We start from the raw sequence: 20389 nt of genomic DNA on the forward strand, positions 1-20389 counted from the left end.
CTCACCCCCGCTCCGCGGCGAGGCCGAGTTCGTCGAGCACCGCCGCGGTGTCGGCGCCCAGTTCCGGCGCGGGTCCGCGCACGTGACCGGGCGTGCGAGAGAACCACGTCGGCACGCCGGGGAACCGAACCGGGCCGTGCGGGGTGTCGACGGTCTCGAACAGGCCGACGGCATTGAGGTGCGGATGGTCGAACAGGGCGTCGGGGGTCTGGATGGGTGCGGCGGGGATCTCCAACTCCTGAAACAACTTCAGCCACTCGGCGGTGGTGCGCTCCTTGAGCGTCTCGGCGACCAACCCGTAGACGGTGTCGATCTGCTTGGCCCGGTGTTCGAGCGTCGCGTACAGGTCGGACGCCCACACCGGGGACACGGCGTCGACGAACGCATTCCAGTGTTTGTCGTTGTAGATCAGCGCGGCGATGTACCCGTCCTTGGTCGCATACGGTCTGCGGTTGGGCGCCACGGTCCGCGGATACACCGCCGGGCCGAGCGGGGGGTCGAACATGGCGCCATTGGCATGTTCGACCAGCATGAAGGCGGCCATGGTTTCGAACATGCTGACCTCGACCTCCTGGCCTTCGCCGGTGCGCTCGCGGTGGAACAGCGCCATCATCGTGGCGTAGAGCGCGGTCAGCCCCGCGACCTTGTCGGCCATGATCGTGCCGACGTAGTTGGCCTCACCCGTCAGCTGCTGCTGCACCGCGGGGATGCCGCACTCGGCCTGGATGGTGTCGTCGTAGGCGGGCAGATCACGGGCCGGGCCGCGGCGGCCGTACCCGTAGCAGTTGGTGTAGACGATGTTCGGGTTCAGCGCGGACACCGCGGGGTAGTCGAAGCCGAGTCTGGTGATCGCCTTCGCCCGCATCGAGTGGATGAACACGTCCGCGTCGGTGATGAGCGCCCGCAGGGCCTGCTTCCCCTCGTCGCTGCGCAGATCCAGGACCGCCGAGCGCTTTCCGCGGTTGACGTTGACGAACACCCCGCTCATCCCCGGCGCGGGTCCGACGGAGATGAACCGGGTGTTGTCCCCCTCGGGCGGTTCGATCTTCACCACGTCGGCGCCCATATCGGCCATGATCTGGGTGCAGTAGGGCCCCATCACCATCGCGGTGAGGTCGACGACGCGCACGCCGGCGAGCGGGCCGCTACCCACTGTTCACCGCCGCCATCGCGAAGCTGTACCGGATGTGGGCGTTGTGGCCGTCGGGCACCACCGGGAAGACGACGGAGTGCGACCGGTCACGAATCGCGTCGAGGTTGGCGGCGACGTCCTCGACCGTCCACGACGTCCGGTGTACGCCCGCCGTCTCGGTGAGCACGGCGCTGGCCACCCGACCGGCCAGGGCGATGAACATCTCCCCTGTGGCCGAACAACTCTCGTGCGCCAGCCAGCCGACCGTCGGCGCCACGAGTTCCGGGCCCATCGGCGGATAGGCCGAGGTGTCGATGCCCTCGGCCATCCGGGTGACGGCGGCGGGCACGATGACGTTGCTCGTCACCCCGTGCTCGGCGCCTTCGATGGCCGCCACGTTGGACAGCCCGATGACGCCGGCCTTGGCGACGGCGTAATTCACCACGTCGTGGTTGCCGTACAGGCCGCCGATCGACGACGTCAGCACGATCCGGCCGTAGCCGGCGTCGCACATCACCGGAAACGCCGGGCGCACAACGTGGAACGCACCCTTGAGGTGCACGTCGACCACCGCGTCGAAGTCCTCGTAGCTGATCTCGCGCAGCGATCCGCGCCGGACGTTGCCCGCATTGTGGATCAGAACGTCGAGCCTGCCGTAGGTGTCCAGCGCCGCGTCGACGATCGCCCTGCCGCCTTCGGGGGTGGCCACCGAATCGGTGGTGGCGACGGCTTCGCCTCCCGCGGAGACGATTTCGCGTGCCACCTCGCGGGCGGGTCCGTCGTCGCTGCCGTCGCCGGTCAGGTCGCCGCCCACGTCGTTGACGACGACCTTCGCACCACGCGAGGCCAGCAGCAGTGCGTAGGCGCGGCCGAGGCCGCGCCCGCCGCCGGTCACCACGGCCACTCGACCGTCGTACCTCAGCTCACCCATGCGCCGACTGCACGGTTGATGTACGCGAACGCCGAGAGCGGGCGGCAACAACCGTGCGCTCGGCGTCAGGTGAGTACCAGGCCATCGAGGTCCCCCTTCTCACGCCACGCGGACAGCAGGTCGCCGAACGCGTAGAACCCCGGTCCGTACGGTTCGCCGAGGTGCGACCGGATACCTTCCCCGCCGCCACCGCCCTCGTTGTTGTAATAACCCGGCGTGCAGGAGGCGTCGAACGCCGAGTTGTCGACGGCGGTGTCCTTGACCGTGCGGCACCACGCGTCCTGCGCATCGGGTGTCGGCTCCACGACCTGCGCACCCCGCTCGAGTGCGGTCGCGATGATGTAGGCGATGTGCTCGCCCTGCAGTTCGTAGTTCGCGGCGATGTTGGCCGAGATGCCGACCTGGGTGAAGCCCGTGAAGAACTGGTTGGGGAACCCGCGGCTGGTCATCCCGTGCAGCGTCTTGTACCCGTCACGCCAGTAGTCGTAGAGCGACAGCCCGTCGCGGCCCTCGATCGCGTCGATGGAGTACCGCCTGCTGATGTCGGTGGTGATCTCGAACCCGCTGGCGTAGATGATGCAGTCGACCTCGTATTCGACGCCGTTGGCGACCAACCCGTTCTCGGTGACCTTCTCGACGCCCTTGGAGTCCGAGACGTCGACGAGGGTGACGTTGGGGCGGTTGAACGCGGGCAGGTACTCGTCGTTGGACAGCGGCCGCTTGCACAGGAACCGGTAATACGGTTTGAGCGCCTCGGCGGTGTCCGGATCGTCGACGATCGCCTCGATGCGGCGGCGCAGCCGCTCCATCAGCTTGTAGTCCTCTTCCTCGCGGATCGCCATGAACTGCTCGGGCGTCAGCGTGGACGGGTCCTCGAGCGCCATCACGCGCGCGGCGGTGTTGCGGCCGAGTTCGGTCCAGAAGTCGCACACCAGATCCGGCTGTCCGGGCGCCATCCCCTCGAACGTCCACGCGTGGAAGTTGCGCTGGCGTTTCTTCTGCCAGCCCGGCTGCAGCGTCTTCACCCACTCCGGATCGGTGGGGGCGTTGTTGCGCTCGTCGACGGTCGACGGGGTGCGCTGGAAGACGTAGAGGTGGCCGGCGTCGCGGGCCAGGAACGGCACGATCTGGATGGCGGTGGCGCCGGTGCCGATCACGGCGACCTTCTTGTCGGCGAGCTTGTGCAGATTGCCGCCTGCGTCGCCGCCGGTGTAGTCGTAATCCCAACGCGACGAGTGGAAGGCGTGGCCTTTGAAGTCCTGGATACCGGGAATGCCGGGCAGTTTCGGGCGGTGGAACGGGCCGGAGGCCAGCACGACGAACCGGGCGCGGATGTCGTCGTCGCGGTTGGTGCTGATCCGCCAGCGGTTGATCTCATCGTCCCAGCGCAGATCGCGGACCTGGGTGGAGAAGATCGCCCCGTCGTAGAGGCCGAAGTGCTTACCGATGTTGCGGCAGTGCTGGTAGATCTCCGCGCCGTCGGCGAACTTCTTGCTCGGCATGAAGTCGAGCTCTTCGAGTAGCGGGATGTAGCAATAGGATTCGTTGTCGCACTGGATTCCGGGGTAGCGGTTCCAGTACCAGACACCGCCGAAGTCGCCGCCGAGTTCGATGATCCGCACGTCGTCGACGCCGGCCTTCTTCAGGTGCGCCGCGGTCAGTAGCCCGCCGAAGCCGCCGCCCAGCACGGCGACGTCGATGTCCTCGTCGATCGGGTCGCGGTCGGTGACCGGGGTGTACGGGTCGGTCTCGTAGTAGCCGGCGAACTCGTCGGTCAGCTCGACGTACTGTTTGGACCCCTCCGGGCGCAGGCGCTTCGCCCGTTCCTGGGCATAGCGTTCGCGCAGCGCGTCGATGTCGACGTCGTCGGGGGTCTGCGTCGGACCGCAGTCGGTCATGTCTCTCCTTCGGCGATTTCGGTGTAGCTGGTTGCGTTGAGCGCTACGGACTACACCGAAATCACAGTTCGCGGGGCTCGCCGGTGCCCATGTACTTCGACAGTTGGTGATGCAGGTTGACCGTGCTGCGTTCGCGGTACGGGTTGGGCAGCGTGCCGGGGAAGCCCGCGGACTTCATGCCCTGCTGGACGGCCGCCATGTTCGAGAAGTCCTGCGGCAGCACCGAAAGCCAGTTCGGGGAGTCCTTCGGGGTGTAGGCCCATTCCGTCTCGGGCTCTTCGCCTTTCGGGTACAGCTCGAAGACCGCGACCTCGAAGATGCACTTGTTCGGGTCGTAGCTCGGATCGGGTCGCGCGCTGTAGCACAGCGCACTGGTCAGGCCCTGGCCGATCTGGAAGTTCGGGAAGAGCTGCCAGGCGGTGCCGCTCTGCCCCAGGATGTCCGGCGGGATCGTCGGCCAGATCACGCCGCGCGCCTCGTCGTCGCGCCGCGCCGAGGCCAGCCAGTGCTGCAGGACCTTGTCCGGCGGTGTGCCCTCGGGCAGTTCGTCGACCAGCCGCTTGGCCGCGTTCACCAGGGTCTCGGTGGTGGTCGCGTTGGTCTGCTCCCAGGTGTACATCTGCATCTCGGCGGTGGTGACCCGTGGGTCGTCGCCGGTGCCGAGCCGGATCTTGGACTTCGTCTCGTCCATTCCCTTGGGCGCGTCGTAGCCGATGTTGCTGTGTTTGCCCTGCGCCTTGGCCCAGCCCTTGAACTCGCCGAACTTGTTGAACTCCGGGTGGGTGGTGAAGACGTGGTAGGTCTCGTTGAACGCCTCGAGCGCGACTTTCCAGTTGCAGTCGAAGTACAACCACTTGCGCCACTTGTAGCGCATGTTCTCCAGCCCGAACGGGTCGAGGATCTTCGACGCCGGGAACAGGTAGTCGGCCAACGGTTCACAGTCCGGGTCCATGTTGATGAACAGCCAGCCGCCCCAGGTGTCGACCTGCACGGGGGCCAGGTGGGTGCGCTGCGGGGTGAGCACACCCTTCCAGTCGTCCTGCTCCCGGATGTGCGTGCAGGTGCCGTCCAAACCGTATGTCCAGCCGTGGAATCCGCACATGAACGATTTGCGGGCGCGGCCGCGGGCGTTCTTGGCGCCGTCGGGGGTGTCGATGAGCCGGCGGCCGCGGTGCATGCAGACGTTGTGGTGGGCCACGAAGGTGTGCGCGCCCGTCCTGACGATGATGATCGAGTCGTCGAGGATGTCGTAGGTCAGGTAGCTGCCTACTTCCGGGATCTCCTCGACGCGACCGACCTGCTGCCAGACCTTGCGCCACAACCTGTCCCGCTCCGCGCGCGCGTACTCCGGTGAGGTGTACGCCTCGACCGGGATGGTCATCGGCTCCGACAGGTCCTCGGCGATCCGACCGGTCGAGTCGTCCGGTTCGCCGTCGACATCGATCGAGGCGTCCAGATCGGATTCCGTGTGCGTCACTTCATCTTCCTTTCACGGCCGACTTATCGCTGCGCGGAAGTTCTCGTCCTTGAGGAACAGCGACGTGTTGTCGGCCCCCAGATGCGTCCACTTGAGATCGAGACCGCCGTCGACCAGCAGGGTCTGGCCGGTGATGTAGCTCGACATGTCCGAGAGCAGGAACAGGATCGCGTTGGCCTGTTCGACCGGTGTGCCGCGCCGGCCCATCGCGATCGCCGTGCGGTCCCGTTCGGGGTCCTCGTCGACGTAGGTCGCCGAGGCGGCGGTCTCGGTGACGCCGGGTGCGACGGCATTGACGCGGATACCGTCGAGCGCGAGTTCGACCGCCAGCGTGCGCGTCATCGCGACGACCGCGGCTTTCGCTGTGCCGTAGGCGATGTGGTACGGCGCGGTGTTCATCCCGCTGATCGACGACACGGAGACGATCGATCCCGGGCCGCCGCTCGAGCGGATCTCGGCGGCGACGGCCTGGCTCATGAAGAACGCCGTCTCCAGGTTGGCGGTGAACAGCGCCCGCCAGTCCTCACGGCGGACCCGGGTGGCCGGCATCCACGTCGCGGGTGCGGCGCCGCCGGCCACGTTGACCAGACCGTAGAGCTGCCCGTCGGCGCGCCGCGCCGCCTCGAGCACCCGGGCGACGCCGTCGTCGGTCGACGCGTCGGCAGCGACGGTGACGATCGACAGTCCCTTGGCGATCAACGGGCCGACGTGTTGGTCCAGGTTGTCCTGATTCCGGCTGACGGCGACGACGGTGGCACCGGCGGTGGCCGCCAGCTCGGTCACCGTCGTACCGATCCCGCCACCGCCCGCGCCCGAGACGACGACGGTGCGGCCGGTGAGGTTCAACGACTCCTGCATACGGCGCCTATTTGTCCGGACGACATACGTTGCTCTTCATATTGCAGAACACTATTCCGCAGGCATTATCGACCAGTCAAGGGTGGAAACCGGCCGTTGCGCGCCTATTGTCTGGACCATCGACGGTTGATAACGTCCGGTTTCATGACGTCGTCGACCGAGTCGTTGCAGGCCACCCGCTACCCCGGCGCGCAGCCGGCCGCCGGACCAGGCTGGCGCGTCGAGCGGATCACCGCACCGAGCCGACTGTTCGGTGCCAACGGTCTGCGCACCGGCCCCGACGGACGCGTCTACATCGCCCAGGTGACCGGCAGCCAGATCAGCGCGCTGGACGTGGCGACCGGCGCGTTGGAGACGGTCAGCCCGAAGGGCGGCGACATCATCGCCCCCGACGACGTGGCGTTCGGCCCGGACGGCGAACTGTTCGCGACCGAGGTGATGGACGGCCGGGTCAGCGCCAGGGGCACCGACGGCCGCACCCGCGTCCTGCGTGACGATCTGCCCTGCGCCAACGGGATCACGGTGCACCAGGGCCGACTGTTCATCGGCGAATGCCGTGACGGCGGACGGCTGATGGAGCTCGACCGCAACGGCGGCATCGTCCGCGTCCTCGCCGAGAACCTGCCCTCCCCCAACGCGATGGAGGTCGGCCCCGACGGGCTGCTGTACTACCCGCTGATGACCGCCAACGAGATCTGGCGAGTAGACCCCGACCCGGGAAAACACAGTGAGCCGGAGCGGGTGGCCGGTGACCTTGGGGTGCCCGACGCGGTGAAGTTCGACGCCGACGGCACCATCGTCTCCACCCAGGTGGCCAGCGGCCAGGTGCTGCGGATCGATCCACGCACCGGAAGCAAAACCACACTCGCACAACTGAACCCGGGCCTGGACAACCTCACCTTCGTCGGTGACCGGCTGTACGTGTCGAACTTCACCGGCGAGATCAGCGAGATCACCCCCGGCGGCGAGGTCCGCACCGCGCTGGCCGGCGGGCTGAACTGGCCGCTGGACCTGACGGTCGCCGACGACGGCAGGCTCTACGTCGCCGACGGCACCTACTTCTACGTCGTCCGCGCCGACGGGTCGCTGCAGACCGTCGGCATGCTGTTCACCCCCGGCTACCCCGGCTTCGTCCGCGGACTGGCCGCCGCGGGCGACGGCCGGTTCGTCGTCACCACCTCCGGCGGTCAGGTCGCCCGGTACCACCCGGCGGCCGGGGAAAGCGAGTTCCTGGCAACGGGTTTCGACCAGCTCTACGGGGTGGCGCTCGCGCCCGGCGGCGCGGCGGTGTTCGCCGAACTCGGTACCGGCCGGGTGCACTCGGTGCTCGACGGCAACGTCCAGTTGCTCGCCAACGACCTGCGTGACCCCGTCGGCGTCGCGATCGCCCCCGACGGCACCCCGCTGGTCGCCGAATCCGGCGCCGGGCGCGTGGTCCGGCTCGCAGGCACCCAGGTCATCCCCGTGATAGACGACTTGCAGCGCCCACAGGGTCTGTTGGTCGCCGACGGGGTGCTCTACATCGTCGACGCCGGCGCCAAGGAGGTCATCGCCGTCGACCTCAACAGCGGTGCGCGCGAGACGATCGCGTCCGGGATGCCGGTCGGTCCACCACCCGGGGTGGAGCCCAAACCGCTGCGCGGGATGCCGCCGTTCTCGGGTCCGCAGGGGCCGTTCGCGGGGATCACGCAGGGCCGCGACGGGACGCTGTTCGTCTCCGCCGACGGCGACGGCAGCGTGCTGGCCCTGCGCCGCGACGCCGACCGCCCATGAGCGTGACCCAGTCCGAGCACCGCTACCTGCAGGTGGCTCGCACGCTGCGCAAGGAGATCGTCGACGGGGTCTACCCCGTCGGCTCGCAGCTGCCCACCGAGCACGAACTGTGTGAGCGGTTCGCGGTCAGCCGCTTCACGATCCGCGAGGCGCTGCGCCGCCTGCGGGAGGACAACCTGATCACCTCGCGGCCGCGGGCGGGGACGCTGGTGGTGCCGCGGCCCGCGGGCAACACCTACGCCCAGGACGTGATGTCGATCGACGACCTGCTGGCCTTCGCCTCGGGCGCCCAGTTCACGATCGAATCCACCGCCACCGTGACCGTCGACGCCCAACTGGCCGACCGGATCCGTCTCGAAAACGGCTCGGAATGGCTTGCGGTGCGCGGCTATCGACAGGCTGACGCCACCTCGACACCGATCTGCCGCACCGAGTACTACATCAACCGCGCATTCGCCGCCGTCGGCCGGCTGCTGCCCCGCCACACCGGCCCCATCTTCCCGCTCATCGAGGACCTGTTCGGGGTGAGCGTGGTCGAGGTGCACCAGGAGATCTCCGCGGTGGTGCTGCCCGACGAACTGGCCGACCGGCTGGATGTCGAAACCGGCAGCGCCGCACTGCAGATGCAGCGCACGTACACCACCTCCGACGGGGAGATCGCCCAGATCACGGTGAACACCCACCCCGCGGCGCGCTACCGGCACTCGATGACGATGCGCCGGGTCAAGGACTGAGACCGGTGTCCAGCCCGACCACCGCCGCCACCCGCAGAACCGTCGGCGGCCACTCCGTCCGCTGGGACGAACGCCGCGCCGAGGACGCGTACGCCCGCGGACTCTGGGTGCGTACGACGCTGGCGGACGCGCTGCGTGAGGCCGCACGGGAGACGCCCGACCGCATCGTGATCGTCGACGGCGACTGTCAGCTCACCTGCGCGGCGCTGCTCGATCAGGCCACCGCGCTCGCGCATGCGCTCACCGCACGACTGCCCGCGGGCGCGGTGGTGTCGTTCATGCTGCCGAACTGGCACGAGGCCGCCGTCGTCTACCTCGGTGCCACGCTGGCCGGGATGGTGGTCAACCCGATCCTTCCGTCACTGCGCGACCACGAACTGCGCTTCCTGCTCGACGACGTGAACAGCCGGATCATCTTCGTCCCCGCACAGTTCCGCGGGCACGACTACGCCGCGATGCTGCACCGCGTCACCGAGGCGCTGGACCGTCCACCGCAGGTGGTCGTGGTCCGCGGCGCGGATGACACCACGTATTCGGACCTGTTCGACGCCCCGCCGGCCCCGCTGCGGAGCCCGGACCCCGACGAGGTCCGGATGGTGATGTACACCTCCGGCACCACCGGACGCCCCAAAGGCGTGCTCCACACGCACAATTCGATCCACGCGTTGATCTCCCAGCTGCGCGAGCACTGGCTGGTGGAGCCCGGCGACGCCTTCCTGGTCCCGTCGCCGATCGCCCACATCGGCGGGTCGATCTACGCGTTCGAGTGTCCGCTGCTGCTCGGGACCACCGCGGTGCTGATGGAGCACTGGGACGGCGATGATGCCGTCGACCTGATCGCCGCGCAGTGCTGTACGCACATGGCGGGCGCCACCCCGTTCCTCGAACAGCTGCTCGCCGCGGCAGAACGCGCCGATACCCGGTTGCCGAGCCTGAAGGTGTTCATCTGCGGCGGCGCGTCGGTCCCGCCGTCGTTGATCCGCCGCGCACGGACGTTCTTCGACCGGGCCGCCGTCAGCCGCGTCTACGGGTCGACGGAGGTGCCGGTGACCACCGTCGGCGCGCTCGACGACGCCGATCACGCCGCGGAGTCCGACGGCCGCCCCGGCATCGCCGAGGTCCGCCTCGTCGACGACGAGATCCGCGCCCGCGGCGCCCAGATGCTGCTGGGCTACCTCCATCCCGAGGACGAGGCCGGATCCTTCGACGCGGACGGGTTCTTCCGCACCGGCGACCTGGCTCGCTGGGACGACGGACACCTCGTGGTCACCGGACGCGCGAAAGACCTCATCATCCGCAACGGGGAGAACATCTCTCCCAAGGAGATCGAGGATCTACTGGTCGGCGCGGCCGGGATCGCGGAGATCGCGGTGGTCGGCCTGCCCGACGAGCGCACCGGCGAGCGCGCCTGCGCGGTCATCGTGCCCACGTCGCCGCCCGGCCCCACGGTGGCGGACCTGGCGGCCGTGCTGCAGGCGCACGGGGTGGCGAAGTTCAAGATCCCCGAACACGTGGAGATCTGGGATGCGTTGCCGCGCAACGATGCCGGCAAAGTGCTCAAGCACCGGATCCGCGCGGTGCTGACCGGGAAGGAACACTGACATGCAGGTCGCGATCGTCACAGGAGCGAGCAGCGGCATCGGATTCGGCTGCGCCACCAAACTCGCCGAGGCCGGGATGGCGGTGCTGGGCACCGGACGCGACGAGGAGCGCCTCGCCGAACTGCGCGATGCGATCGGCGACCCGGACCGGGTGGCGACGCTGGCGGTCGACCTCACCGCCGACGATGCCCCGCAACGCGTTGTCGCCGCCGCGGTCGAACGGTGGGGCCACATCGACTATCTGGTCAACAACGCCGGGGTGGGTAGCCCGAAACCGCTGCACGAGACCGACGACGAATCCCTCGACTACTTCCTCGGATTGATGCTGCGCGCCCCCTTCCGGTTGGCCCGCGACGTGATCCCGCACATGGGTCCGGGATCGGCGATCATCAACGTCACCTCGACCTTCGCCGTGGTGGGCGGGTTGCGCGGCGGGGCGTATTCGGCGGCCAAGGGTGGACTCACCGCGCTGACCACCCACATCGCCTGTCAGTACGGGCCGCAGGGCATCCGCTGCAACGCCGTCGCCCCCGGGGTCACGTTGACCCCGATGGTCGCGCACCGCCTCGAGGACGAACGGTTCCGCAAGATCAACACCGAGATGACGCCGTATCCGCGGCTCGGAAAGGTCGAGGACCTCGCGGCCACGGTGGCGTTCCTGTGCTCCGAGGGCGGCAGTTTCATCAACGGGCAGACCATCGTCGTCGACGGCGGGTGGAGTTCGACCAAGTACCTGTCGGACTTCGCTTTGACCTCGGAATGGGTTGCGCGGCAGTGAATCTGTTCGCACTGCTCGACCAGGCCGCGGCACGGTACGCCGACCGGGGTGCGGTGTACGACGGTGAGCGACAAGTGTGTACGTGGGCGGGCCTGCGCGACCGTGCGCTCCGGGTGGCGGGATCGCTGCGTTGCGCGCCGGGCACGCGGATCGCCGTCGCGTCGGAGAACCGTCCGGAGATCGTCGAGCTGATGTTCGGGGTGTGGGCGGCGGAGTGCGTCTACGTCCCGATCAACTACAAACTGCATCCGCGCGAGATGGTTGACATCCTCGACGATTCCGGCGCGGCCCGGGTATTCGCGTCCCCGAAGAGCGCCGCGCAGCTCGACGTCTCGGTGCCGGTGGAGACGATCGGCAGCGAATCCTACGAACGCCGATTCGCGGCGGAACCGGCGCCTCCGCCCCGGACGACGGATCCGGCCGCGCTGGCGTGGTTGTTCTACACCAGCGGCACCACGGGCCGATCGAAGGGGGCGATGCTGAGCCACCGCAACCTGATGGCGATGACGGTGGCCCACCTCGCGGATTTCGATGCGCCCGAACAGGATTGCAGTCTCATCCACGGGGCACCGATGTCCCACGGCTCGGGTCTGTACATCCCGCCGTACGTGCTGCGCGGCGCGCGGCAGGTGATTCCGGCGTCCGGGGCGTTCGACCCCGACGAGTTCCTCGACCTGTGCGACCAGCATCCCGGGTGCAGCGCGTTCCTCGCCCCGACGATGGTGCAGCGGCTGGTGGCCACCGGCCGGCCTCCGCCGGCGAATCTGCGCACCGTGGTCTACGGCGGCGGGCCGATGTACGTGGACAGCCTGAAGAAGGCGATGGCCGCGTTCGGTCCGGTCTTCGTCCAGCTCTACGGGCAGGGTGAAGCGCCGATGACGATCACGGGCCTGCGCCGGCGCGACCACCTGGACGCGGATGACGTGGTCCTCGGGTCGGTGGGCTACGCCCGCTCGGGGGTGGACGTCGCGGTGGTCCGCGAGGACGGCACAGCCGCGGCCGTCGACGAGATCGGCGAGATCGTCTGCCGCGGCGACGTCGTGATGTCGGGCTACTGGAACAACCCCGACGCCACCGCGGCGACGCTGCGCGACGGCTGGCTGCACACCGGGGACATGGGGTCGTTCGACGCGCGCGGCTACCTCACCCTGCGTGACCGGTCGAAGGACGTGGTGATCAGCGGCGGCAGCAACATCTATCCGCGCGAAGTCGAAGAGGTGCTCATCGAGCATCCCGAGGTGACCGAGGCGTGCGTGGTGGGCGCCCCCGACGCGGAGTGGGGTGAGGTGGTGGTCGCGTTCATCGTCGGCACCGCGGATCCGGCCGACCTCGACGCCCACCTGCTCACCCGCATCGCCCGGTTCAAGCGGCCCAAACGCTACGAGTTCATCGACGAACTGCCGAAGAACAGCTACGGCAAGGTGCTCAAGCGGGCATTGCGGGAGCAGTTGGCCTGAGTCGCCGCGATTTCGGCGCGCTCATCGACGCTGAGCGTACGAAAGCGCGCTTAAATCACCTTCCTGCGGGGTTTCGAATTTGATCAAGTGGCCATGCTCAATGCATGAAGGTTGTCATCGCAGGCGGACACGGCAAGATCGCACAGCACCTCGAACGCAAGCTGACGCAGCGAGGTGACACCGCGGTCGGCCTGATCCGCAACCCCGACCACGCCTCCGATCTGACCGCCATCGGCACGGAGCCCCTGGTGATCGACCTCGAGAAGGCCGCCGTCACCGAGGTGACCGACGCCGTCCGCGGCGCGGACGCGGTCGTCTTCGCCGCCGGCGCCGGTCCCGGCAGTGGTGCCGCGCGCAAGGAGTCCGTCGACCGCGACGCGGCGATCCTGCTCGCCGACGCCGCCGAGGCCGCGGGCGTGCGTCGCTACGTGCTCGTGTCGTCGATGGGCGCCGACACCGAGCGCGCCGACCAGTCCGACGATCCGGTGTTCGCGGCATACCTGCGCGCGAAGGCCGACGCCGACGCCAACGTGAGCGCCCGCGACGCCATCGACGCGACGATCATCCGACCGGGCAAGCTCACCGACGACGCGGGCACCGGCAGAGTGAAGATCGCCGACTCGACGGGCTACGGGGAGATCCCCCGCGAGGACGTCGCCGCGGTCATCGTCGCGGCGCTCGACAACGCCGCCGCCGCGGGCCGCACGGTCGAGCTGATCGGCGGGGACACCCCGGTCGCCGAGGCGTTCTGACCGCGTCGAAATCAGGGTTGTGGCACGCGTTCGGAGTGAGAGCGTGCGCGAAGTCTGATCTCGCCGCGCTGGCTCACCACATCAGCCCGCGAACCAGTTCCACCTGCGGGATGTCCGCCGCCTGGACAAGGCCGCTCGGCGCTCGGCACACCCAGTCGATCGCGTTGACCGCGCGCGCCGCGGTCGACAGGCAGCCCGCGTCGGTGACGTCGAGCAGCGGGTGCGAGAGATGGGTGTCGGTCTCGACGCGCGGCTCGCCCTCGACGACGACGCGATGCACGCCGAGGTGGTCGCCGGGCGGGTACGCCCAGTCCGGCGCCGCGGCGGCGGTCAGCCGGGTCACGTGTTCGACGGTGATGATCGGCACCCCGTCCCGCACCCCTTCGGCGGCGAAGCGGACCGCGGCCATCTGACCGGGCTCGATGGTCGCCATGATGCATTCGATCCGCTGCTCGGTGTACCAGGGTTCGCAGCGCTGACGCACCTCGTCGAGGTCGACCCCAAGCCGGTCGGCGATGTTGCGGACCAGGCCACCGAACATCAGCGTGACCACCCCGGGCTGCAGCAGCGGCGGTGGTTCGTCGGCGGCGGTCAGCCCGAAGCCCATCGACGTACCCGTGAACTCGAAGTCGTCGTAGTTGGCGTAGTCGAAGATCTCCTGCACCAGAACCGATCTCGCCCGCGTGACCAGGCTGAGCGCGGAGTACACCGCGGTGTCGCCCGAATAGCCGGGATCGATGCCGTTGACATACAGGGTGGAATCGCCTGCCTTGCAGGCGGTCTCGAGCGGTCCGCGTAGCCATTCGTCCGCATGCTGCGGGGTCACCAGCCACACCAGCGATGTGCCGACCACGTTGATCCCCGCGGCGAGGTAGGTGGCGATGTCCTCCACGGCCTCCAGCGGCCGGGTCTCGCCGAGTGCGGTGTACACGACGCAGTCGGGTTCGAGCGCGATGAGGGCGTCGACATCACCGGTGGCCAGGATGCCCGTCGGCGTGGGCAGCCCGCACAGGTCCGCCGCGTCCCGCCCGATCTTGTCCGGTCCCGACGCGTGCACGCCGACCAGTTCCAGATCCGGGCGCCCGATCACCGCAGCCAGGGAGTGCCGCCCCACGTTGCCCGTGCCGACCTGAACGACTCGCCGCATTCCCGCTCCGTCTCCTGACTCGATCACGCTGACTGCAGTCAACACGACGGGCACGGTGACGGGGTGCGAATCCGGCGTTTAAGGTCGAGGCATGGCAGTGGCGAACCAACCGTCGGCACGGGAGACCAAACGCCTGCAGACCCGTGAGCGCCTCATGGGGGCGGCGATCGCCGAGTTCAAACGGGCGGGGATGGCCGAGGCCGAGGTCTCCGCCATCGTGGCCGCGGCCGGAGTCGCCCACGGCACCTTCTTCTTTCACTTCCCCACCAAGGAACACGTGCTGCTCGAGCTGGAGCGCCGCGAGGAACACCGGATAGCGAAACAGCTCGTGCGGTTCGCCGACCGCGAGGACGATCTTCGCGCGAACCTGCAGGAGGCGGTCCGCCTGGTCCTCGGCCTGGAGCGGCGCCTCGGCGCTGTGCTGTTCAAAGACTTTCTCGCGCTGCACTTCTCCCAGACCCGGCCGCCCGCGGCGGCGGATATGGAACATCCGGTGATCGAGGCGGTCACGCGGCAGATCGAGCGGGCCAAGGAGCGGGGTGCGGTGGATCCCGCCGTGAACTCGTTCAACAGCGCGGTGTTCTTCCTCCTCGGGCTCTACGCGCTGCTGACCACGACGCACGGATGGCCGAATCAGGGCGAGATGCTCGACGACTACGTGGCGACGACGATGCGCGGCGTCGCACCAAACCGTTGACTTGAGTCAGTGAACCTGCCACGCTCGGGTCCGGGCAAACGGTAGGAGGCGGCGTGGATCTGCCGATGGCACAGCGCACCGGCAGCGGTCTGGACGAGCACCTGGAGCGGTCGCGGCTGGCACAGCGCCAGGCCGACAAATGGCTGACCTCGGGCAGTGTGCTGATCGGCACCGCCGCGCTCGGCATCTTCGGGCTCCCGCTGTTCCTGCGCGGTGTGTGGCTGCTGCGGCAGGCGCAGCGCGACGGGCTCACGGTCCGCCCGATGCTCGTCACCCTGCTCGGCTACCTCGTCATCGTCGACGCAGCCATCAACATCTTCGGCTGGGCGCTCGACCTGGTCGCCCACCACACGCTGCTGGCCCGGGTGCTGCTCAACGGCTGGGGCGCCATGTTCGACGCCGGCTACTTCTGGCACTACAACGAACTGTGGGTGGGCGGCGCCGCCGGTCCGGGCGAGAAGGCCCTCGAGGTCGGCCTGATCCTCACCGTCTTCACGATGCGCATCGCCGCGGCGATCGGCTTCCTGCAGATGAAGCGGTGGGGGCATCAGTGGATGGTCGTCACCTGCTGGATGGGCATCGTCATCTGGTGCACGTACGTGTTCAACATGACGATGTTCGCCGACGTCCGCTACGCCGGGGTGGTCTTCCCCGTCATCGGCTGGTGGATCTACGACATCTTCTACATCACGCCGTTCCTCGCGATCCCCTACCTGCACTCGGTCAACCGGGAGATCTTCTCCGACTGACTCACCTGGGCGACAACAGACTTCGACAGAAGGGATGAGATGGACTGGATCTGGGAGATACTCCGCTACGTCGCGGCGTGGGGCGGGACGGGTCTGATCATCTGGTTCTGGTACTGGATGTTCAGCAACATCGGCACGTTCTGACCCGTGACGTCACTGCAGGACGCCCACGCGCTCACCCTCGAGCGCAGTTGCGCGCTCACCGCCGTCGTCCTCAGCGCGCACCGCCGCGAGGGGGTGCGGCTGGTGACCGGTGCACAGCGGCGATTCGGCGTCGGCGCCGCCCTCGACGTCGTGCACGTCCCCTATCCGCCGACCGACCACACCTGGACCCGCCGAACGCTGACCTGCGGTGTCGCGCTGCAGTGTTCACCATCCAAGGAGCGCATCGCCGGCTACCGGCTGCACGAACTCACCACCCGCGAGCTGACCGCGCTGACCGTGGTGGAGGCCGGTGTCGCCCTCGGCTGGATCTCGGCGACGTGGCCGGGTCTGTTCGCGGAACTACGTCGAGCGCTGCCCGACATCCCGGTCGCCTCCGCCGACATGCCTGCCGACGAGATGCTCGACCGGGCGATCGCGCTGGCGCGCAACGGACCGCAGGCCGCCCCCGCCCTTCTCGGCCGGCTCCCGCTGGCCTACACGGCACCGCAGGGCATCTCGGACCGGATGCGCCGCACGTTCGGGCGGATGCCGTGGACGTCCACGCAGAAGCGGCTGCCCCGGCCGTATTCGGTGCCCGTCGGCGGGGACGGCGGCGTGCGCAACTCCAATCTGCCGCCACCGAGCCGGCCCCAGGACAACGACCGCGACATCACCCCGCAGCACCGCAAGGGCATCCCCTATCCGGAATGGAACGCATGGACCGAGACCTTCCTGCGCGACCACGTCGCCGTCCTGGAACACACGCACAAAGCGGCTCGACCACAACCGATCTCAGGGTCGAGCGACTTGCGTAAGTGGTTCGAGCAGTGCACCCACCACGCGATGACCGGCCGACTGGAGGACGGTGCGGACCTCGATGTCCCGCACTACGTCGACCACTACATCGACCTCCGCACCGGGAAGGCGACCGAACCGCGCGTCTTCCGCGACCTGCGCCCCGCCAGCCGCGACGTCACCACCGCCCTGCTGCTCGACGGGAGCTCGTCCCTCGGCGTCCACGGCGGCCGCGTGTTCCGGCTGGAACTCGCGTGCGCCGACGCACTGTCTCGCGCGATGACCGTCGCCCGCGAACGCCACGGCATCTTCGTGTTCACCGGCAACACCCGGCACCGGGTGGAGGTGAACTGCCTCAAGGACTTCGGTGACCGCCGCTTCGTCCCGCCCGGCAACCTCGGCCTGACCACCGGCGGCTACACCCGGCTCGGCGCACCGCTGCGCCACCTGACCAGTCGGTTGCTCGCCCAGCCCTCGGAACGGCGGTTGCTGATCGTCATCGGCGACGGGCTGATCTCCGACGAGGGGTACGAGGGCCGCTACGCGTGGGCCGACACCGCCCACGCCGTGGAGGAGGCACACCAGGCCGGGGTGTCGATCTACTACGTCGGGGTCGGGCCTGCGCGGGTCGACCCGCTGCCCGAGGTATTCGGATCCCGCCGCTCCCAACGGATTCGGCGGATCGAGGAGCTACCCCGCGTGCTGGCCCATGTGCACCGTGAGCTGGTGGCCGCATGAGCGCCGACACCTACCTCGCGGGCGGGAACGAGGTCCGGCTGTTCGAACAGGCCTACCACCGGCGGCTGCCCGTGATGCTGACCGGTCCGACCGGCTGCGGCAAGACGCGGCTGGTCGAACACATGGGATCCCTGCTGGGGCGACCGGTCGTGACGATCAGCTGCCACGACGACCTGACCAGTGCGGACCTCGTGGGCCGGTTCATGGTCACCGGCGGCGACGTGGTGTGGACCGACGGACCGCTGACTCGCGCGGTCAAGGACGGGGCGATCTGCTACCTCGACGAGGTCGTCGAGGCGCGCCATGACTCGCTGGCCATCCTGCACTCGCTGACCGACCACCGCCGCGCGCTCTACCTCGACCGCGCGGGCGAGGTCGTCTCCGCGCCCGACACCTTCATGCTGGTCTGCTCCTACAACCCGGCGTACCGCAGTTCGCTCAAGGAACTCAAACCGTCGTTCCGCCAACGGTTCGTGACGATCCCGATGTCGTATCTGCCGCCAGCCCTCGAGACGCAGGTGGTCGTCGCCGAAGCGGGTGTCGACGCGGGCACCGCGGCGCGACTGGTGCACTGCGCCACCGCGATCCGCACGGCGGACGAGGCATTCCACTTCGAACCGCCGTCCACCCGGGTGTTGGTCAGCGCCGCCCAGCTGATCGCCGCCGGGGCGGACGAATTCGATGCCGTCGACGCCTGCGTGCTCGCCCCGCTGAGCACCGACGGCGCCATCACCGACGGACTCCGCGAGATCGCGGCCGCATGTCTGGACACCCCAGGAAAGGACGCCCGACATGGATGAGCAAGAGCGCAAACGCAAGCGGGCGCTGATCGTCCTGCAGATCGTCATCTACGGCTATCTGCTGGTGATGTTCGGTATCCAGCTGTACATGTCGTTCGCCCGAGGGTGGTGGGACTTGTGAACTCCCCCGCGCTCGGCGCGGTGAGCCTCGAGGACCACGCCGAAGGTTCGCGGGCCGCCCAGCGCCGGGCCGACAAGTGGATGATCACCGGTGCGGCGTTGATGGGGATGTGGGCGCCCGGCCTGATCGGGTTCCCGATCTTCATGCGCGGAGTGTGGTTGCAGCGGCAGGCGCTGCGCGCCGGGCTGTCGGTGCGGCCGATGATCGTCACGCTGATCGGCTACCTGGTGCTGATCGACGGGATGCTGAACAGCCTCGGGTGGGCGCTGGATCTGGTGGCCAACCACACGCTGATCAACCGGGTGCTGATGATCGGCTGGGGCAACATGTTCGACGCCGGATACTTCTGGCACTACAACGAATCCTGGGTCGGCGGGTCGGCGGCGCCGGGTGAGAAGGCCTTCGTCGCCGGCCTGATCCTCACGGTGTTCGCAATGCGGGTGGCGGCCGCGATCGGCTTTCTGCAGATGAAGCGCTGGGGCCATCAGTGGATGGTCGTCACCTGCTGGATGGGCGTGGTGATCTGGTGCGCCTACGTGTTCAACATGACGATGTTCGCCGACGTCCGCTACGCCGGGGTGGTGTTCCCGGTGATCGGCTGGTGGCTCTACGACATCTTCTACATCACGCCCTTCCTGGCCATCCCGTACCTGCACACCGTCAATCGCGAAATCTTCTCGGACTGAACGGGTTAGGAGACGATCATGACCACCACCGAGGAACTGCCGCCCGGCACAACGCCGTACTACGCGCGGATGCACAAGTGGATCAAACGGGCGGTGCTGGTCTGCCTGGTGGCGCTCGTCGTCGAGGGTGCGTTCACGCTGCCGTTCATGGCGGTCTACTACGGCTACCCCACGTTGAGCCTGACCGAGATCTGCAGCGAACTGCTCAAGGTGCGGTACTCCGACGACGCGCTGGAGTGCAAGTACCCGTACCCGCCGCTCGGCCCGCCCGAAGGCGCCGAGGGCAAGGACACCGCCCAGGACGAGTGGGGGATCCAGCCGGTGCCCAAGTACAACCGGCTGGGGTTCCGCGAACTGGTGCGCATCCACGAGGAGCGTGAGGCGCGAGCGGGCGGCTGAACCTCGCGCGAGGTCAGGGTTGTCACACGCGTTCCCGCGGAAAGCGTGCGCTACGTCTGACCTCGGCTAGGCGAAGACCGTCTTGAAGCGGTTCAGCGACTCCTGGACGTCGCTCTTGAGCGCGCCTGCGACCACCATGCCGATCGGGCCGAACAGCGCGGGCCCGCCCAGGTGGATGTCGAACGTGACCGTCGACCCGTCACCGGCGGGTGACACCTTGCCGATCAGCTTGACCTTCACCCCGCCTTTGCCGTTGCCGTTGAGCGTCATCGCCTGCGGCGGCTTGTAGTGGACGATGGTCCAGCTGACCCGGTTGGGCATGCCCATCACCTCGACGATCGAGTCGATCTGGACGCCCTTCTCGAGGGTCTCGGGCAGCTTGGAGCGCCACACGCGGTGGATGGACAGCCATTCCTTGTACCGCGAGAGGTCGGAGGCGCATTCCCACGCCTTCTCCGGCGGGAGCGGTACGTCGACGGAGACGGAGAGTTTCGCCATGGCCTAGGGGTGCAGCGGGGGGTTCTGCGGATCGACCGGCGGGCGCTGCTGAGGATTGTTCTTGTCGATGTAGTCCTGCGCCGCGTTCTGCGCCTTGTCCACCTTGTCGGCGTAGCGGCCCTTGGTCTTCTGGTCGAAGAGGTCGCCGGCCTTCTCGATCGCCTGGCCGGCCTTGTCGGGGTTCTTCGACACCCAGTCCTTCACCTTGTCGAAAAATGCCATGC

General features: G+C 68.3%; 21 protein-coding genes. 13 read left to right on the forward strand and 8 right to left on the reverse strand.

What is annotated here, in order from left to right:
• Position 1 precedes the first annotated feature (1 nt).
• From AU194_RS03195 to AU194_RS03215, 5 genes are all read right to left on the reverse strand, one after another.
• Entirely contained in the window at positions 2-1153 is a 1152-nt protein-coding gene (locus AU194_RS03195; protein WP_082698449.1) for a CaiB/BaiF CoA-transferase family protein, read from the reverse strand.
• Positions 1146-2063: an SDR family NAD(P)-dependent oxidoreductase gene (locus AU194_RS03200; protein ID WP_059087783.1), complete on the reverse strand. Its 918-nt coding sequence runs from the start codon at positions 2061-2063 to the stop codon at positions 1146-1148. Before AU194_RS03200 ends, AU194_RS03195 begins: the two co-directional genes overlap by 8 nt.
• A 65-nt stretch (positions 2064-2128) precedes the next feature.
• Positions 2129-3961, reverse strand: a complete 1833-nt coding sequence (locus tag AU194_RS03205) for an NAD(P)/FAD-dependent oxidoreductase (protein ID WP_059087784.1) — start codon at positions 3959-3961, stop codon at positions 2129-2131.
• Between the two features lie 61 nt (positions 3962-4022).
• The gene (locus AU194_RS03210) at positions 4023-5438 is read right to left on the reverse strand and encodes an SRPBCC family protein (protein ID WP_059087785.1); all 1416 of its coding nucleotides are present in this window, start codon (positions 5436-5438) and stop codon (positions 4023-4025) included.
• Positions 5439-5450: 12 nt separating this feature from the next.
• Positions 5451-6296, reverse strand: coding sequence for an SDR family NAD(P)-dependent oxidoreductase (locus tag AU194_RS03215; RefSeq protein WP_059087786.1), 846 nt, complete (start codon positions 6294-6296; stop codon positions 5451-5453).
• Between the two features lie 144 nt (positions 6297-6440).
• Here AU194_RS03215 and AU194_RS03220 point away from each other — a divergent pair, with 144 nt between their 5' ends.
• From AU194_RS03220 to AU194_RS03245, 6 genes are all read left to right on the forward strand, one after another.
• Positions 6441-8069 (forward strand): SMP-30/gluconolactonase/LRE family protein, encoded by a 1629-nt coding sequence (locus AU194_RS03220; protein WP_059087787.1) that lies wholly within the window; start codon positions 6441-6443, stop codon positions 8067-8069.
• Entirely contained in the window at positions 8066-8803 is a 738-nt protein-coding gene (locus tag AU194_RS03225) for a GntR family transcriptional regulator (protein WP_059087788.1), read from the forward strand. The genes AU194_RS03220 and AU194_RS03225 overlap by 4 nt, the downstream gene beginning before the upstream one ends.
• A gap of 5 nt (positions 8804-8808) precedes the next feature.
• Positions 8809-10404 (forward strand): AMP-binding protein, encoded by a 1596-nt coding sequence (locus tag AU194_RS03230; RefSeq protein ID WP_059087789.1) that lies wholly within the window; start codon positions 8809-8811, stop codon positions 10402-10404.
• A 1-nt stretch (position 10405) separates the two neighbouring features.
• A complete protein-coding gene (locus AU194_RS03235; protein ID WP_059087790.1) occupies positions 10406-11182 on the forward strand; it encodes an SDR family NAD(P)-dependent oxidoreductase in 777 nt (258 codons plus the stop codon).
• Positions 11179-12639: a long-chain fatty acid--CoA ligase gene (locus tag AU194_RS03240; protein ID WP_059087791.1), complete on the forward strand. Its 1461-nt coding sequence runs from the start codon at positions 11179-11181 to the stop codon at positions 12637-12639. The genes AU194_RS03235 and AU194_RS03240 overlap by 4 nt, the downstream gene beginning before the upstream one ends.
• Before the next feature lie 104 nt (positions 12640-12743).
• Positions 12744-13391 carry an NAD(P)H-binding protein gene (locus AU194_RS03245; protein WP_059087792.1) on the forward strand — a complete coding sequence of 216 codons (648 nt, stop codon included), beginning with the start codon at positions 12744-12746 and terminating at the stop codon, positions 13389-13391.
• Between the two features lie 73 nt (positions 13392-13464).
• Here the strand turns inward: AU194_RS03245 and AU194_RS03250 are convergent, their stop codons facing one another.
• Positions 13465-14538, reverse strand: coding sequence for a dihydrodipicolinate reductase (locus tag AU194_RS03250; RefSeq protein ID WP_059087793.1), 1074 nt, complete (start codon positions 14536-14538; stop codon positions 13465-13467).
• Between the two features lie 91 nt (positions 14539-14629).
• Between AU194_RS03250 and AU194_RS03255 the strand changes: the two genes are divergently transcribed.
• The 7 genes from AU194_RS03255 (at position 14630) to AU194_RS03280 (ending at position 19667) form a co-directional block, all read left to right on the forward strand.
• Positions 14630-15235 carry a TetR/AcrR family transcriptional regulator gene (locus AU194_RS03255; RefSeq protein WP_059087794.1) on the forward strand — a complete coding sequence of 202 codons (606 nt, stop codon included), beginning with the start codon at positions 14630-14632 and terminating at the stop codon, positions 15233-15235.
• 65 nt (positions 15236-15300) lie between these two features.
• A complete protein-coding gene (locus tag AU194_RS03260) occupies positions 15301-15984 on the forward strand; it encodes a hypothetical protein (RefSeq protein ID WP_059087842.1) in 684 nt (227 codons plus the stop codon).
• Between the two features lie 147 nt (positions 15985-16131).
• Entirely contained in the window at positions 16132-17661 is a 1530-nt protein-coding gene (locus AU194_RS03265) for a nitric oxide reductase activation protein NorD (RefSeq protein ID WP_059087795.1), read from the forward strand.
• On the forward strand, positions 17658-18461 hold the full coding sequence (locus AU194_RS03270; protein ID WP_059087796.1) for a CbbQ/NirQ/NorQ/GpvN family protein: 804 nt from the start codon (positions 17658-17660) through the stop codon (positions 18459-18461). The genes AU194_RS03265 and AU194_RS03270 overlap by 4 nt, the downstream gene beginning before the upstream one ends.
• Positions 18454-18582, forward strand: coding sequence for a hypothetical protein (locus AU194_RS32825; protein ID WP_255374822.1), 129 nt, complete (start codon positions 18454-18456; stop codon positions 18580-18582). Before AU194_RS03270 ends, AU194_RS32825 begins: the two co-directional genes overlap by 8 nt.
• Positions 18583-18662: 80 nt before the next feature.
• Positions 18663-19268 carry a hypothetical protein gene (locus AU194_RS03275; RefSeq protein ID WP_369804019.1) on the forward strand — a complete coding sequence of 202 codons (606 nt, stop codon included), beginning with the start codon at positions 18663-18665 and terminating at the stop codon, positions 19266-19268.
• An 18-nt stretch (positions 19269-19286) separates the two neighbouring features.
• Positions 19287-19667: a hypothetical protein gene (locus tag AU194_RS03280; RefSeq protein WP_059087798.1), complete on the forward strand. Its 381-nt coding sequence runs from the start codon at positions 19287-19289 to the stop codon at positions 19665-19667.
• Positions 19668-19733: 66 nt separating this feature from the next.
• Here the strand turns inward: AU194_RS03280 and AU194_RS03285 are convergent, their stop codons facing one another.
• Positions 19734-20165, reverse strand: a complete 432-nt coding sequence (locus tag AU194_RS03285) for an SRPBCC family protein (RefSeq protein ID WP_059087799.1) — start codon at positions 20163-20165, stop codon at positions 19734-19736.
• A gap of 3 nt (positions 20166-20168) precedes the next feature.
• A complete protein-coding gene (locus AU194_RS03290; protein ID WP_059087800.1) occupies positions 20169-20387 on the reverse strand; it encodes an antitoxin in 219 nt (72 codons plus the stop codon).
• Positions 20388-20389: the final 2 nt, after the last annotated feature.

The sequence above is a fragment of the Mycobacterium sp. GA-2829 genome (genome assembly GCF_001499965.1).
Taxonomy (GTDB): Bacteria; Actinomycetota; Actinomycetes; order Mycobacteriales; family Mycobacteriaceae; genus Mycobacterium.

Excerpts from the sequence above, each read along its gene's own strand:
- AU194_RS03200 (WP_059087783.1), bottom strand. The coding sequence starts at position 2,063 with ATGGGTGAGCTGAGGTACGACGGTCGAGTGGCCGTGGTGACCGGCGGC.
- AU194_RS03205 (WP_059087784.1), bottom strand. The coding sequence starts at position 3,961 with ATGACCGACTGCGGTCCGACGCAGACCCCCGACGACGTCGACATCGAC.
- AU194_RS03215 (WP_059087786.1), bottom strand. The coding sequence starts at position 6,296 with ATGCAGGAGTCGTTGAACCTCACCGGCCGCACCGTCGTCGTCTCGGGC.
- AU194_RS03220 (WP_059087787.1), top strand. The coding sequence starts at position 6,441 with ATGACGTCGTCGACCGAGTCGTTGCAGGCCACCCGCTACCCCGGCGCG.
- AU194_RS03225 (WP_059087788.1), top strand. The coding sequence starts at position 8,066 with ATGAGCGTGACCCAGTCCGAGCACCGCTACCTGCAGGTGGCTCGCACG.
- AU194_RS03235 (WP_059087790.1), top strand. The coding sequence starts at position 10,406 with ATGCAGGTCGCGATCGTCACAGGAGCGAGCAGCGGCATCGGATTCGGC.
- AU194_RS03245 (WP_059087792.1), top strand. The coding sequence starts at position 12,744 with ATGAAGGTTGTCATCGCAGGCGGACACGGCAAGATCGCACAGCACCTC.
- AU194_RS03250 (WP_059087793.1), bottom strand. The coding sequence starts at position 14,538 with ATGCGGCGAGTCGTTCAGGTCGGCACGGGCAACGTGGGGCGGCACTCC.
- AU194_RS03255 (WP_059087794.1), top strand. The coding sequence starts at position 14,630 with ATGGCAGTGGCGAACCAACCGTCGGCACGGGAGACCAAACGCCTGCAG.
- AU194_RS03260 (WP_059087842.1), top strand. The coding sequence starts at position 15,301 with ATGGCACAGCGCACCGGCAGCGGTCTGGACGAGCACCTGGAGCGGTCG.
- AU194_RS03270 (WP_059087796.1), top strand. The coding sequence starts at position 17,658 with ATGAGCGCCGACACCTACCTCGCGGGCGGGAACGAGGTCCGGCTGTTC.
- AU194_RS32825 (WP_255374822.1), top strand. The coding sequence starts at position 18,454 with ATGGATGAGCAAGAGCGCAAACGCAAGCGGGCGCTGATCGTCCTGCAG.
- AU194_RS03275 (WP_369804019.1), top strand. The coding sequence starts at position 18,663 with ATGATCACCGGTGCGGCGTTGATGGGGATGTGGGCGCCCGGCCTGATC.
- AU194_RS03280 (WP_059087798.1), top strand. The coding sequence starts at position 19,287 with ATGACCACCACCGAGGAACTGCCGCCCGGCACAACGCCGTACTACGCG.
- AU194_RS03285 (WP_059087799.1), bottom strand. The coding sequence starts at position 20,165 with ATGGCGAAACTCTCCGTCTCCGTCGACGTACCGCTCCCGCCGGAGAAG.
- AU194_RS03290 (WP_059087800.1), bottom strand. The coding sequence starts at position 20,387 with ATGGCATTTTTCGACAAGGTGAAGGACTGGGTGTCGAAGAACCCCGAC.